This is a genomic window from Sulfuricurvum sp. (assembly GCF_019163035.1).
Classification (GTDB): Bacteria; Campylobacterota; Campylobacteria; order Campylobacterales; family Sulfurimonadaceae; genus Sulfuricurvum.
This window is the reverse complement of record NZ_JAFLKV010000074.1, coordinates 1-12,168: the sequence shown is the minus strand read 5'-3', so window position 1 is coordinate 12,168 and position 12,168 is coordinate 1. Positions and strand designations below refer to the sequence as shown.

The following is a 12,168-nucleotide window of genomic DNA, read 5'->3' as shown; positions in this document are numbered from 1 at the left end:
GTCATAAAGAAGCGGGAGCTAAAAAGCTTTACCGTATTATCGATTTCAAACGTAACAAATTCGGTGTTCCGGGTACTGTTGCAGCGATCGAATACGATCCATACCGTAACTGCCGTATCGCTCTTGTTAATTATGCAGACGGTGACAAACGTTACATCCTCCAACCTAAAGGTTTGGTAGTAGGTGATGTTATCTCTGCTGCTGAGAGCGGTTTGGATATTAAAGTCGGAAACGCGATGAAATTGATGAACATCCCTGTGGGGACAACGATTCACAATATCGAGCTTAAACCGGGTAAAGGTGGACAAATCGTCCGTTCAGCTGGAACATCTGCGCAAATCATGGGTCGTGAGGGGAAATATGTTTCTCTTCGTCTTCCATCAAGTGAAATGCGTTATGTATTGGGTGAATGTATGGCGACTGTCGGTACTGTCGGTAACGAAGAGTACATCAACATCGTTCTTGGTAAAGCAGGTCGTACTCGTCATATGGGTATCCGTCCTCAAACGCGTGGTTCTGCGATGAACCCTATCGATCACCCGCATGGTGGTGGTGAAGGTAAAACAAACTCAGGACGTCACCCGGTTACTCCATGGGGTAAACCGACTAAAGGTGCTAAAACACGTAAGAAGAAAGCAAGTGATAGACTTATTATTACTCGCCGTAAATCAAATCCGAAGAGGTAGATAATGGCTAGATCAGTAAAAAAAGGACCATTTGTTGATGGACACCTTATGAAAAAAGTGATTGCTGCCAAAGAGACGAAAAGCAACAAACCAATCAAAACTTGGTCACGCCGTAGTGTGATCTTGCCAGATATGATCGGTTTAACGTTTACCGTCCACAATGGCCGTCAGTTTGTACCGGTTTTCGTAACGGAAAACCACGTTGGTTACAAACTTGGTGAATTTTCACCAACACGTACGTTTAAGGGCCATAAAGGTTCTGTACAAAAGAAAATCGGGAAATAAGGAAGAGATATGGCAAGAGCACTATTAAAATTCGTTCGCGTATCTCCGACTAAATCTCGTTTGATCGCTCGCGAAGTTCAAGGAATGAATGCAGAGCAAGCAATGGCTGCATTGGAGTTTACTCCAAACAAAGCGGCAAAAATCATCGCTAAAGTGGTTGCGTCAGCAGTAGCTAACAGCGGTATCGATGCGCAAGATTGTATTGTTAAATCATGCCGCGTTGATAACGGTCCGGTACTTAAACGTTTCACTCAACGTGCACGTGGTACCGCTTCTGGAATCCGTAAGCCGACAGCACACATTTTGGTAGAAGTAGAGGGTAAATAATTATGGGTCATAAAGTTAATCCTATCGGACTTCGTCTCGGTATTAACCGCAACTGGGAATCTCGTTGGTTTCCTAACTTTAAAACAGCTGCGGTTTCTTTGGGCGAAGACCATAAAATCCGTACCTATTTGAAAAAAGAACTCTACTATGCTGGTGTGAGTAACATCGTGATCGAGCGTACTGCGAAACGTCTTCGCGTTACAATCATCGCGGCTCGTCCTGGTATCATCATCGGTAAGAAAGGTTCTGACATTGAAAAAATCAAAGAATCTCTTCAAAACCTTATCGGTAAGCCGGTAGCCGTTAACATCAAAGAAGAGAAAAAAGCACAAGCGTCTGCACAACTCGTTGCAGAAAACGTTGCGACTCAACTTGAAAAACGTGTTGCTTTCCGCCGTGCGATGAAAAAAGTTATGCAAAATGCACAACGTGCAGGCGCTAAAGGTATTAAAGTTTCAGTTGCTGGCCGTCTTGGCGGTGCTGAGATCGCTCGTACTGAGTGGTACCTTGAAGGTCGCGTACCGTTGCATACACTTCGTGCAAAAATCGATTATGGTTTTGCTGAAGCGCACACCACTTACGGTGTAATCGGTATCAAAGTTTGGATTTTCAAAGGTGAGGTACTCACTAAAGGAATTCAACCAGAAGCTAAAGAATCTAAAGAAGAACGTGGTGACGATCAACAACGTCGTCCACGACGAAAGGCTAACTAATCATGTTGATGCCTAAACGTACGAAATATCGTAAAATGATGAAAGGGCGTAACCGTGGTTACGCTACTAATGCTAACAAATTGGATTTCGGTTCTATCGGATTCAAAGCAACGGAAGCGGGACGTATTAACTCTCGCCAAATTGAAGCGGCTCGTATTGCAGCAAACCGTCACATCAAACGTCAAGGTAAAATCTGGATCCGTGTGTTCCCAGCTAAACCATTGACTGCCAAACCACTTGAAGTGCGTATGGGTAAAGGTAAAGGTTCTGTTGACCAATGGGTAATGAACATCAAACCAGGCCGTATCATTTTTGAAATGGGTGGTGTTGAAGAGACTCTTGCACGTGAAGCATTAGCGCTTGCGATGCAAAAACTTCCGTTCAAAACCAAAATTGTAACTGCGGAGATGAGCAATGAAATATACTGATTTGAACGACAAAACAGCTGCTGAACTTCAAGGGATGCTCAAAGAGAAAAAAATTGAGCTTTTCACTTTGAAAATTAAGCAAAAAATGATGCAATTGACTAACACGAGCGAACTTCGCACGGCGAAAAAAGATATTGCACGCATTAACACTGCTATGAACGCAGTGAAGTAAGGGCAGAGCTATGACACATAAACGTGAAATTCAAGGTATCGTAGTTACAAAAGCCGGCGAAAAAACAGCAACTATCGTTGTTGAACGCCGTGTTATGCACCCACGTTACCACAAAACGGTAAAACGTTTCAAAAAATACATGATTCATGATGAGAACAACCAACTTAACATTGGTGATGAAGTGATCGCGATCGAGTGTCGTCCACTTTCAAAAAGCAAATCATTTCGTCTTAAAACTCTTGTTAGAGGGGTGAATGCATGATTCAAAGTTTTACCCGTTTAGCGGTAGCCGATAACACAGGGGCTAAAGAGATCATGTGTATTAAAGTTCTTGGCGGTTCAAAACGTCGTTATGCAACAGTAGGTGATGTTATCATCGCTTCTGTTAAAAAAGCGGCTCCAACCGGTAAAGTAAAAAAAGGTCAAGTTGTAACAGCAGTTGTTGTTCGTACAAAAAAAGAGGTTCACCGTGAAAACGGTTCACTTATTCGTTTTGACGAAAATGCAGCCGTTATCCTTGATAAAAAACGTGAGCCGATCGGTACGCGTATTTTCGGACCTGTAAGTCGTGAAGTTCGTTACGCAGGTTTCATGAAAATCGTATCACTTGCTCCAGAGGTTGTATGATGGCAAAATTTAATTTCAAAAAAGGTGACATTGTAGAAGTGATCGCCGGTGACGATAAAGGTACTAAAGCAGAATTGCTTCAAGTTATGCCTAAGAAAAACAAAGTAATCGTTAAGGGTGTTCGTGTTGCGAAAAAAGCGATCAAACCTAGCGAGCAAAATCCACAAGGCGGATTCTTGAGTAAAGAGATGCCTGTTGATGCATCAAATGTCCGTAAAGTTGAGGCGTAATCATGGCACGACTAAAAGATAAATATTTGGCTCTTAAGCCAGAACTTCAAACAGCGCTCGGAATTGCAAATGTAATGCAAGTTCCTGTGCTTGAAAAAGTGATCATCTCTGTCGGTTGTGGTTTTGCCATGAAAGACAACAAATTGATCCAAAGTATCCAAGATACAATCAGCAACATCGCTGGTCAACGTGCATCCGTTGTTGTTGCTCGTAAATCAGTAGCTGGTTTTAAAGTACGTGAAGGGATGCCGGTTGGTGTTAAAGTTACACTACGCGGCGCTCAAATGTACGATTTCATGGATAAATTGATCTCTGTATCACTTCCACGTGTTAAAGACTTCCGTGGTATTCCACGTAACGGTTTTGACGGTCGCGGAAACTACAACTTCGGTTTGACCGAGCAGTTGATTTTCCCTGAAGTTGATTACGATTCAATTATGCAAATCCACGGGATGAACATCACAGTGGTAACAAGCGCTACAGCCGATAAAGATGCATTCAAACTTCTTGAAATGATCGGTATGCCGTTTGCTAAAGGGAGAGAATAATGGCTAAAAAGTCAATGATCGCTAAGCAACAACGAACTCCAAAGTTTGCTGTTCGCGCGTATACTCGTTGTCAGATCTGTGGTCGTCCACACTCTGTCATCAGTGATTTTGGAATTTGTCGCGTTTGCTTCCGTAAAATGGCAAACGAAGGGTTAATCCCAGGCGTTAGAAAGTCAAGCTGGTAATTCCAGCTCGATACTACTTACGACTAAGATAAGGAAATATAAATGATTAATGATTTGATCGCGGATTCGTTGACTCGTATCCGTAATGCGGCTATGCGCCGTTTAGATTCTACAACATTGGTTCACTCAAAAGTAGTTGAAGCAGTGGTTGCTATTTTGGCAGACAAAGGCTACGTTGAGAGCTTTAACGTTGTTGAAGACGGTGTTAAGAAAACAATCAACGTAGTGTTGAAATACGACGAAAAAGGTCGTACAGTTATCAATGAGGTAAAACGTGTCTCTAAACCGGGACGTCGTATTTACAAAGGTAAAGATGAACTAAAACGTTTCAAAAACGGTTACGGTACCATCATTGTCAGTAGTTCAAAAGGGGTTCTTCCTAACGATAAAGCATTCGAGCTTGGCGTTGGTGGTGAAGTCCTTTGTACAATTTGGTAAGGAGATAAGATGTCACGTATTGGAAAACTTCCTATTTCTGTCCCAGCTGATATTAAAGCGACACTTGATGGAACGGTATTGACGTTTACTAAAGGCACAACAACTCAAACCTTGGATACTCTCGGTAACTGTGGTGTGGTACTTGAAGATAACACGATTACGTTTAGTACAAACTCTGATCAACGTGCTGATAGAGCATTCTGGGGTACTTACCGTGCACTAGCTGCTAATATCATCACAGGTTTGACCACTGGTTTTGAGAAAAAACTAGAGATCAACGGAGTCGGTTACCGTGCAGCAGTTCAAGGCGATGTTTTGAATTTGCAACTTGGTTTCAGCCACGATATCAACTTTGATATTCCTGCTGGTGTTGCCATTGCGGTAGAAAAAAATGTTATTAGCATCAAAGGTGTAGACAAACAACAAATTGGACAAATTGCAGCTGTAATCCGTTCATTCCGTCCACCTGAGCCGTACAAAGGTAAAGGTGTTAAATACTCTGATGAGACTATCCTGCGTAAAGCCGGTAAGACATCTAAGAAATAAGGAGCGATGATATGACAGGTAAAACACTTAAAAATAAATCGGCAAAACGCCTTCAGCGTAAACGCCGTATTCGCTCTAAAATTTCAGGATGCGCGTCATTGCCACGTGTCTCTATCTTTCGTTCAAACCGTTACATCAGCGCGCAAGCGATTAATGATGATACGGCAGTAACGTTAGCAGCAGTACACTCAAAAACTTTGGGTCTTAAAGCCAATAAAGCGGACGCTGAAAAAGCGGCGGCAGTATTTGCAAAAACCCTAAAAGATGCCGGTATCAATGAAGTTACGTTTGATCGTAACGGATTTTTGTATCACGGTGTTGTAAAAGCGTTTGCCGAATCACTTCGTGCAAATGAAATCAAGTTTTAAGGCACGATGATGAATCCAATTAACAGAGAAGAATTTTCAGAAGCGATTGTAAACATCGGTCGTGTAACCAAAGTTGTAAAGGGTGGTAGACGTTTTCGTTTTACTGCTCTCGTAGTTGTAGGAAATAAAAAAGGAACCGTAGGTTACGGAGTCGGGAAAGCGAAAGAAGTTCCAGACGCTATCCGTAAAGCGGTTGACGAAGCGTTCAAAAACTTGACTAACGTGAAGATCAAAGGTACTACCATTGCTCACGATATCGAAGTTAAATACAACGCAAGTCGTATCTTGCTAAAACCTGCATCTGAAGGTACAGGGGTTATCGCCGGTGGCGCTACTCGTCCAGTACTTGAGCTTGCTGGTATCCAAGACATCTTGACGAAGTCTTTGGGTTCTAACAATCCAAACACCGTGGTACGTGCAACAATCGATGCACTATCACGTATCAAAGGATAAGTTATGGCATTAGAAAACCTTACTCCTGCTGAGGGTTCAACCCACAGCACAAAACGTCTTGGCCGTGGCCAAGGAAGTGGCCAAGGTAAAACAGCCGGTAAAGGTCACAAAGGTCAAAAAGCACGTAAAGGTTACAATGAAAAACGTAACTTTGAGGGTGGACAACAACCACTTGCTCGCCGTTTGCCAAAAATCGGTTTTACTTCACGTGTTGTAAAACCGACGATTATCAATGTTGAAAAAACAAAGGTAATTGCTGAGCTTGCAGAGATCACAATGGAAAGTATCCGTAGTGTACACCGTTTGAATAAATCGGTTACACATGTTAAACTTGTCGGCGCAAGCGCTATCAATTTAGCATCTAAAATCAAAGATGAAAACGTTACAACTACTGGTAAATAATGAACCAACAACTTGTAAACAAGATCTTAATTACGATCGGTTTTCTTTTTATCTACCGTTTACTGGCATACGTGCCGGTACCGGGTGTTGACACAGCCGTCATCGCTTCGTTTTTTGACTCTCACCAAGCTGACGCGTTAGGTCTGTTTAATATGTTTAGCGGAAATGCCGTCGAACGTCTCTCCATTATCTCTCTCGGTATCATGCCTTATATCACTGCATCAATCATCATGGAACTTTTAGCAGCTACATTTCCGAATTTAGCACAAATGAAAAAAGAGCGTGACGGTATGGTGAAATACATGCAGATTATCCGTTATGCAACGATTGTAATCACGATTGTACAAGCGATCGGTGTCAGTGTCGGTTTGCAAAGTATGACCGGAAAAGATGGCAGCAGTGCTATTTTAGTCGATCATAGTACCTTCGTCACTTTAGCGGTTGTTTCGATGTTAGCGGGGACGATGTTGTTGATGTGGATCGGTGAGCAGATTACCCAAAGCGGTATCGGAAACGGTGTCTCTTTGATCATTTTCGCCGGTATCGTTTCGGCAATTCCGAGTGCGATTTCACAAGCGGTAACGATGGTAAATACCGGAGCGATGGGATTCTTATCGCTTGTAGGTATTATTGGTCTCATTATCGCGACGATTTTAGTCATTATCTATGTTGAGCTTGGGGAACGCCGTATTCCGGTTACTTACGCGAAAAAGACAATGATGCAAAATCAAAACAAACGGGTTATGAACTATATTCCGGTCAAAGTAAATCTATCGGGTGTTATTCCGGTTATTTTCGCTTCGGCTATTTTGATGTTCCCGATGACCGTAATGTCATCAAGTACCAATCCAACGATTCAAGCCATCGCGGATGTACTTAACCCAAACCACTATTTCTTTAACTTTTTACAGTTTACGTTTGTCGTCTTCTTTGCGTTCTTTTATGCGTCTATCGTATTTAATGCCAAAGATATTGCTGACAATCTAAAACGTCAAGGCGGATTTATTCCAGGTGTTCGTCCGGGAGAATCAACCAAAGAGTTTTTGAATGACACAGCAGGACGTTTGACCATTACGGGAGCTATTTATCTCGGTCTTATCGCAACCTTGCCGTGGGTCATCGTTAAAGCGATGGGTGTACCGTTCTTCTTCGGAGGGACAGCGGTTCTTATCGTGGTTCAGGTAGCACTGGATACTATGCGTCGTATTGAAGCACAAGTGTACATGTCTAAATACCAAACCCTTAGCGCGGTTGGCCTGTAACAATGGCGATTGCGCTACGCAAAAATGATGAAATAGCTTCACTTCGTGCCGCGAATAAAATCGTCGGTGCGACGTTGGAGTTGTTAGCTTCCCATACCAAGCCGGGAATAACCCTAAAAGAGCTTGACGCACTGGGTGAGGAGTATATCCGAAGCCAAGGCGCGATTCCCTCTTTTAAAGGGCTTTACGGTTTTCCAAGCGCTGTTTGTACTTCTGTTAATGATGTAATCATTCACGGTATTCCTACTGATTACGCTTTATGTGAGGGCGATATTGTCGGATTTGATGTTGGTACCAAAAAAGGGGGCTATTTTGGAGATGCCGCAATCACACTCGGAGTCGGAGCGATCAGCTCTGAGGATGAAGCGTTGATTGCGTGTTCTAAAGATGCCCTCTATTTTGCTATTGATATTATCAAAGACGGTATGCGTTTTAAAGAACTCTCTTACGAGCTAGAGCAGTTTATTCTTGGACGGGGATTTGTTCCGCTTCGAGGCTTCTGCGGACACGGTATCGGGAAAAAACCACACGAAGAACCGGAAATTCCAAACTATATGGACGGAGCCAATGCGAAAGCGGGTCCGAAAATTAAAAATGGGATGGTTTTTTGTTTGGAACCGATGATTTGTCAGAGAGAGGGAACTTCCAAAATCTTGGCCAATGGCTGGGATGTGGTAAGTACGGATGGGCTAAGAGGCTCTCATTACGAGCATACGGTTGCAATTATCAACGGTAGAGCTGAAATATTATCAATCGCGTAAAGGAATAACTATGGCAAAAGATGATGTCATTGAAGTAGACGGAAAGATTATTGAGGCACTACCCAATGCAACGTTTCGTGTTGAGTTGCCAAATGGTCATGTTATTTTGTGTCATATCGCAGGTAAAATGCGTATGCACTACATTAAAATTCTTCCCGGTGATACGGTGAAACTCGAACTGACTCCATACAGCTTGGACAAAGGGCGAATCACGTATCGCTATAAATAAATCTTCCCCCCTTGGGGAACCTATAACTATTTTTTGATAAGGGAATTTCATTTATGAAAAAATACTTATACATTTTCTCCTTTTTTTATTTTTCTCTTCTAGCCGCAGATACACAACAATCATTTTGGGAACTCTACACAACCGCTCTGCGTGGGGATAAAATAGCACAATATCAAGTTGGTGTTATGTATGAACAGGGAAATGGGATAGAGCAAAATCAGTCTCTAGCAGCACACTGGTTTGAAGAATCAGCGAAACAGGGTTTTGTAGATGCTCAGTATAATATCGCCATTATGTATGCGTCAGGGCGCGGTGTGAGAGCAGATGAAGGGCTTGCTATGATGTGGCTCTCTCGTGCGGCTAAACAAAAAGATCATGAAGCTCGAAAATTGCTATTGAAAATAATTGACGGTGAGTTAGATAGTGATAAACAAGAAGACGATAAAGGAAATAGTGTTCCTACCTCTGAGGAGATACTCACAATAACTCCGATGCTCTTGTATACCAATGAAAATGCATCTGTTTGCAGTAGCGATAATATGTGTACGGAATACAAAAAAAAGATGATATTCACAACTATAAGCAAGCGGGGCGAATATTATAAAATTAATGGAATTATTGATAAAAAAGGGTGGAAAAAATATCCCAAAGAGGGATGGATACACGAAGATAGTATTGATCACAAGAAGTGATAATGAAGTCACTTTTTACTCTATTGATGGTTTGGGTGAGTTTACACTCTGCGGAGCAAGAATCTTTTTGGGAAACCTATACGGCGGCACTACGCGGTGATAAAGTAGCGCAGTTTCAAACTGGTGTTATATATGAACGGGGTATCGGGTTAGAGGCAAACCAAACGCGGGCGGCAGAGTGGTATCTGAAATCGGCGAACCAAGGGTATCTCGATGCACAGTTTAACGTTGCGATAATGTATGTACGCGGACGAGGTGTGGATTACAATGTCACACAGGGGATGATGTGGCTCGCAGCTGCCGCGAAACAAGGGGATAAGGAGTCACGTAAACTTCTTTTGGAAGTGATTGATGGTAAGTACGATAAATCACTCAAACCGACGGAACCGGAAAAAATCAAAATCGGAGAAATTACCGCTATCACAGGTATTCGGATGAAAACCAACAGAGATACGATGATATGCGATCAAAGCGGAAACTGTAGCGCGATTAAAGCGTACGCTACGGTTACTTCAAGAGCCAAAAGCGGAGAGTACTACAAAGTGAGCGGAATCGGCGGTAAAAAAGGGTGGGAACCTTACGAGAATGAAGGATGGATTCATGAGAGGGATGTACAGAGAGATTGATCTCTGTACGATAAATTATTTTACAAAGCTACAGCAGTAATCGCTGATAGTTTTAACTTTTAAATGAAAGGCACTGTTAGCCGGAACATCAAAACTTTGTGGTCCTGTAATAAAAATCCATTCTTCTGAATTCGGAAGCTGAACCTCCATATCACCACTCATGATCTCCATGATCTCCGCATCACCTGTGTTAAATGTGTATTCGCCCGGCAACATGATACCGAGAGTTTTGATAGTACCGTCTTCGAAACGGAGTGTACGGCTGGTAACTTTACCTTCAAAATAGATATTCGCTTTTTTATCGGCGGTGACATTGGTAAATTGTGACATAGATTTCTCCTAAAAATAATGGTGCAATTATAGCGGATTGAGTTCTTGCTTGATCTTTTTAGGCAAGTGGGCAAACGGGAAATCGGTTACTATCTTCGTAACATCCCCATCTTTGATATGAACTTCTAAGAGCATCGTCTCACGGTTAAAGCTGATAAGGGTAAACGTTTGGTCATTTTCGCTGTATACGAGGTTACGAGCTTTTAGGTGACTAAAAGGGCTTTTGCGTGGTCTATATCCCATAAATTCCGTTCTCCTGAACTATTATTTTTTTACTATCGACGAGCTGTGTCAATGCACTTTTAAAATTCTTTTTACTGAGTCCAAAGGTTTTTTGAATCAAATCGGGATCACTTTTGTAGTTGTACGGCAACATCCCGCCGTTGCTCTTAATCATCGATAGGATTTTATCGGCGGCACTGGAGGCTTTTACTTTTCCGACCATTTGAAGTGATAAATCAAGTTTACCATCAGGTCTGAGTATTTTTACAAAGCCGTTTTTGATTTGACCGACACGGACATCTTCAAAAATCTCATTCGCATAGATCATCCCCTCATATTTATGATCCACAATCACTTTATACCCCATAGGGGTTTTAGCGATGATCATAAAACTTACAGGAGTGTTAGGATAAAAAGTTTTCGGCGGAGTTTCTAATGCACCGCTGATCTTTTCGGTTCCCACAAGACGATTCGTTTGCTCATCGAGAATGACTCGAACGAGCCGCTTTTCTCCAACGGCAAACGGCCGTTTTTGGAGTGCACGGGGGACGAATAGATCTTTCGGCAAGCCCCAGTCCACAAATGCACCGATACTGCTCGTATCGACCACCTCGACAAAGGCGATTTCATTTACCATCGCTTTTGGCATTACTGTTGTCGCGACGGGGCGGTCTTCACTGTCGGTGTAGACGAATACATCGATGGTATCGCCGATGTGCATATCATTAGTGACGTATTGGTTGGGCAATAAAATATCGCTCTCATCCAATGCGCGTAAAAAAAGTCCGGGTGTAGTGTCCCGGTCGATAACGAGGATATTGATCTCCCCGATTTTTAGTGTTTCATTCATGGGTATAATTATATCGATTATTTGCTTGCGGGAGAAAAGAGATGAGAATTGTAATTACCGGTGCAAGTAGCGGATTAGGCGAGGCGTTAGCTCTATACTATGCAACAAATGAAAATAGACTAGTGTTAATAGCCCGCAGAGAAGATCGTCTGAGAGATGTAGCGATGCTGTGTCGAGACAAAGGTGCCGAGGTGGAGATGATTGTCGCAGATGTCAATGATTTTGAGCGGATGGGTGAGATTGGGAACTATTTGGGCGAACAACCGATGGATCGGATCATCCTTAATGCCGGTGTATCGGTCGGACACGGTGGGGGAGTAACGCCGTTTGAAGATTTTGAGAGGCTTTTTAAAACCAATTTTTTGAGTATCCATGCCCTGCTGGAGCCGATCATCCCAAAACTGATGGAGCAACAATCAGGGGAGATCGTTTTTATCTCATCACTCGCGTCACTCTTTACAATGCCCACCTCTATTGCCTACAGCAGTTCCAAACGGGCCCTCAATGCGTATGCAGAAGGGCTACATTATCAGTTAAAACCGCACGGTATTACTGTCATGACGATTATGCCCGGATTTATTGATTCGGAGATGACGCAGAAAAACCAATTTAAAATGCCGTTTTTGATGAGTACGGAGAAGGGGATAGCGCGGATTGCCCATGCAATTGAACGGAAAAAAGTGAGATATGCTTTTCCTTTTAGATTTGCCTTAATGATTAAAATTGTCTCGCTACTTCCGCAGTCCTTAAGAGACAAAATTGTAAACTTCACTAATTTTAAAAAGGGT

The 12,168-nt window shown here is 42.6% G+C and carries 25 protein-coding genes; 22 read left to right on the top strand and 3 right to left on the bottom strand.

The window, feature by feature from the left end:
- The 21 genes from rplB to JZU62_RS05810 form a co-directional block, all read left to right on the top strand.
- Positions 1–686 (top strand): 50S ribosomal protein L2 (gene rplB, locus JZU62_RS05910; RefSeq protein ID WP_295012832.1); only part of this gene is annotated, 686 nt, incomplete at its 5' end.
- 3 nt (positions 687–689) lie between these two features.
- Complete coding sequence (gene rpsS, locus JZU62_RS05905; RefSeq protein ID WP_015652597.1) at positions 690–971, top strand: 30S ribosomal protein S19; 282 nt, start codon at positions 690–692, stop codon at positions 969–971.
- 9 nt (positions 972–980) lie between these two features.
- The gene (gene rplV / locus JZU62_RS05900; RefSeq protein ID WP_295012830.1) at positions 981–1,298 is read left to right on the top strand and encodes a 50S ribosomal protein L22; all 318 of its coding nucleotides are present in this window, start codon (positions 981–983) and stop codon (positions 1,296–1,298) included.
- 2 nt (positions 1,299–1,300) lie between these two features.
- Entirely contained in the window at positions 1,301–2,011 is a 711-nt protein-coding gene (gene rpsC, locus JZU62_RS05895; RefSeq protein WP_295012828.1) for a 30S ribosomal protein S3, read from the top strand.
- A 2-nt stretch (positions 2,012–2,013) separates the two neighbouring features.
- Positions 2,014–2,439 carry a 50S ribosomal protein L16 gene (rplP, locus tag JZU62_RS05890; RefSeq protein WP_015652600.1) on the top strand — a complete coding sequence of 142 codons (426 nt, stop codon included), beginning with the start codon at positions 2,014–2,016 and terminating at the stop codon, positions 2,437–2,439.
- On the top strand, positions 2,426–2,611 hold the full coding sequence (gene rpmC, locus JZU62_RS05885) for a 50S ribosomal protein L29 (protein ID WP_015652601.1): 186 nt from the start codon (positions 2,426–2,428) through the stop codon (positions 2,609–2,611). Before rplP ends, rpmC begins: the two co-directional genes overlap by 14 nt.
- A gap of 10 nt (positions 2,612–2,621) precedes the next feature.
- Positions 2,622–2,873 (top strand): 30S ribosomal protein S17, encoded by a 252-nt coding sequence (gene rpsQ, locus JZU62_RS05880; RefSeq protein ID WP_295012826.1) that lies wholly within the window; start codon positions 2,622–2,624, stop codon positions 2,871–2,873.
- Entirely contained in the window at positions 2,870–3,238 is a 369-nt protein-coding gene (rplN, locus tag JZU62_RS05875; protein ID WP_015652602.1) for a 50S ribosomal protein L14, read from the top strand. Before rpsQ ends, rplN begins: the two co-directional genes overlap by 4 nt.
- A complete protein-coding gene (gene rplX, locus JZU62_RS05870) occupies positions 3,238–3,468 on the top strand; it encodes a 50S ribosomal protein L24 (RefSeq protein ID WP_015652603.1) in 231 nt (76 codons plus the stop codon). Before rplN ends, rplX begins: the two co-directional genes overlap by 1 nt.
- A 2-nt stretch (positions 3,469–3,470) precedes the next feature.
- Positions 3,471–4,016, top strand: coding sequence for a 50S ribosomal protein L5 (gene rplE, locus JZU62_RS05865; RefSeq protein ID WP_295012824.1), 546 nt, complete (start codon positions 3,471–3,473; stop codon positions 4,014–4,016).
- Positions 4,016–4,201 (top strand): type Z 30S ribosomal protein S14, encoded by a 186-nt coding sequence (locus JZU62_RS05860; protein ID WP_294897312.1) that lies wholly within the window; start codon positions 4,016–4,018, stop codon positions 4,199–4,201. The genes rplE and JZU62_RS05860 overlap by 1 nt, the downstream gene beginning before the upstream one ends.
- 42 nt (positions 4,202–4,243) lie before the next feature.
- Positions 4,244–4,639, top strand: coding sequence for a 30S ribosomal protein S8 (gene rpsH / locus JZU62_RS05855; protein WP_295012822.1), 396 nt, complete (start codon positions 4,244–4,246; stop codon positions 4,637–4,639).
- 9 nt (positions 4,640–4,648) lie between these two features.
- Positions 4,649–5,185 carry a 50S ribosomal protein L6 gene (rplF, locus tag JZU62_RS05850; RefSeq protein WP_295012820.1) on the top strand — a complete coding sequence of 179 codons (537 nt, stop codon included), beginning with the start codon at positions 4,649–4,651 and terminating at the stop codon, positions 5,183–5,185.
- An 11-nt stretch (positions 5,186–5,196) separates the two neighbouring features.
- On the top strand, positions 5,197–5,553 hold the full coding sequence (gene rplR / locus JZU62_RS05845; RefSeq protein WP_295012818.1) for a 50S ribosomal protein L18: 357 nt from the start codon (positions 5,197–5,199) through the stop codon (positions 5,551–5,553).
- Positions 5,554–5,562: 9 nt separating this feature from the next.
- Positions 5,563–6,006, top strand: a complete 444-nt coding sequence (gene rpsE / locus JZU62_RS05840) for a 30S ribosomal protein S5 (RefSeq protein WP_015652609.1) — start codon at positions 5,563–5,565, stop codon at positions 6,004–6,006.
- A 3-nt stretch (positions 6,007–6,009) separates the two neighbouring features.
- Positions 6,010–6,408, top strand: coding sequence for a 50S ribosomal protein L15 (gene rplO / locus JZU62_RS05835; RefSeq protein WP_295012816.1), 399 nt, complete (start codon positions 6,010–6,012; stop codon positions 6,406–6,408).
- On the top strand, positions 6,408–7,670 hold the full coding sequence (gene secY, locus JZU62_RS05830) for a preprotein translocase subunit SecY (protein ID WP_295012814.1): 1,263 nt from the start codon (positions 6,408–6,410) through the stop codon (positions 7,668–7,670). Before rplO ends, secY begins: the two co-directional genes overlap by 1 nt.
- 2 nt (positions 7,671–7,672) lie before the next feature.
- Positions 7,673–8,431 (top strand): type I methionyl aminopeptidase, encoded by a 759-nt coding sequence (gene map / locus JZU62_RS05825; protein ID WP_295012812.1) that lies wholly within the window; start codon positions 7,673–7,675, stop codon positions 8,429–8,431.
- 10 nt (positions 8,432–8,441) lie between these two features.
- Positions 8,442–8,660, top strand: coding sequence for a translation initiation factor IF-1 (gene infA, locus JZU62_RS05820; protein ID WP_294894879.1), 219 nt, complete (start codon positions 8,442–8,444; stop codon positions 8,658–8,660).
- Positions 8,661–8,713: 53 nt separating this feature from the next.
- The gene (locus JZU62_RS05815) at positions 8,714–9,352 is read left to right on the top strand and encodes a tetratricopeptide repeat protein (protein WP_295012810.1); all 639 of its coding nucleotides are present in this window, start codon (positions 8,714–8,716) and stop codon (positions 9,350–9,352) included.
- A gap of 2 nt (positions 9,353–9,354) precedes the next feature.
- On the top strand, positions 9,355–9,978 hold the full coding sequence (locus JZU62_RS05810; RefSeq protein WP_295012808.1) for a tetratricopeptide repeat protein: 624 nt from the start codon (positions 9,355–9,357) through the stop codon (positions 9,976–9,978).
- A 15-nt stretch (positions 9,979–9,993) separates the two neighbouring features.
- Here JZU62_RS05810 and JZU62_RS05805 read toward each other — a convergent pair whose 3' ends face one another.
- From JZU62_RS05805 to JZU62_RS05795, 3 genes are read right to left on the bottom strand one after another with little or no spacing between them, the layout of a single operon-like run.
- Positions 9,994–10,308, bottom strand: coding sequence for a pyrimidine/purine nucleoside phosphorylase (locus JZU62_RS05805; RefSeq protein WP_295012806.1), 315 nt, complete (start codon positions 10,306–10,308; stop codon positions 9,994–9,996).
- A 27-nt stretch (positions 10,309–10,335) separates the two neighbouring features.
- Complete coding sequence (locus JZU62_RS05800) at positions 10,336–10,551, bottom strand: hypothetical protein (RefSeq protein ID WP_015652616.1); 216 nt, start codon at positions 10,549–10,551, stop codon at positions 10,336–10,338.
- On the bottom strand, positions 10,541–11,380 hold the full coding sequence (locus JZU62_RS05795; protein WP_295012804.1) for a S1-like domain-containing RNA-binding protein: 840 nt from the start codon (positions 11,378–11,380) through the stop codon (positions 10,541–10,543). Before JZU62_RS05795 ends, JZU62_RS05800 begins: the two co-directional genes overlap by 11 nt.
- Positions 11,381–11,421: 41 nt before the next feature.
- Between JZU62_RS05795 and JZU62_RS05790 the strand changes: the two genes are divergently transcribed.
- Positions 11,422–12,168 (top strand): SDR family NAD(P)-dependent oxidoreductase (locus tag JZU62_RS05790; protein WP_295012802.1); only part of this gene is annotated, 747 nt, incomplete at its 3' end.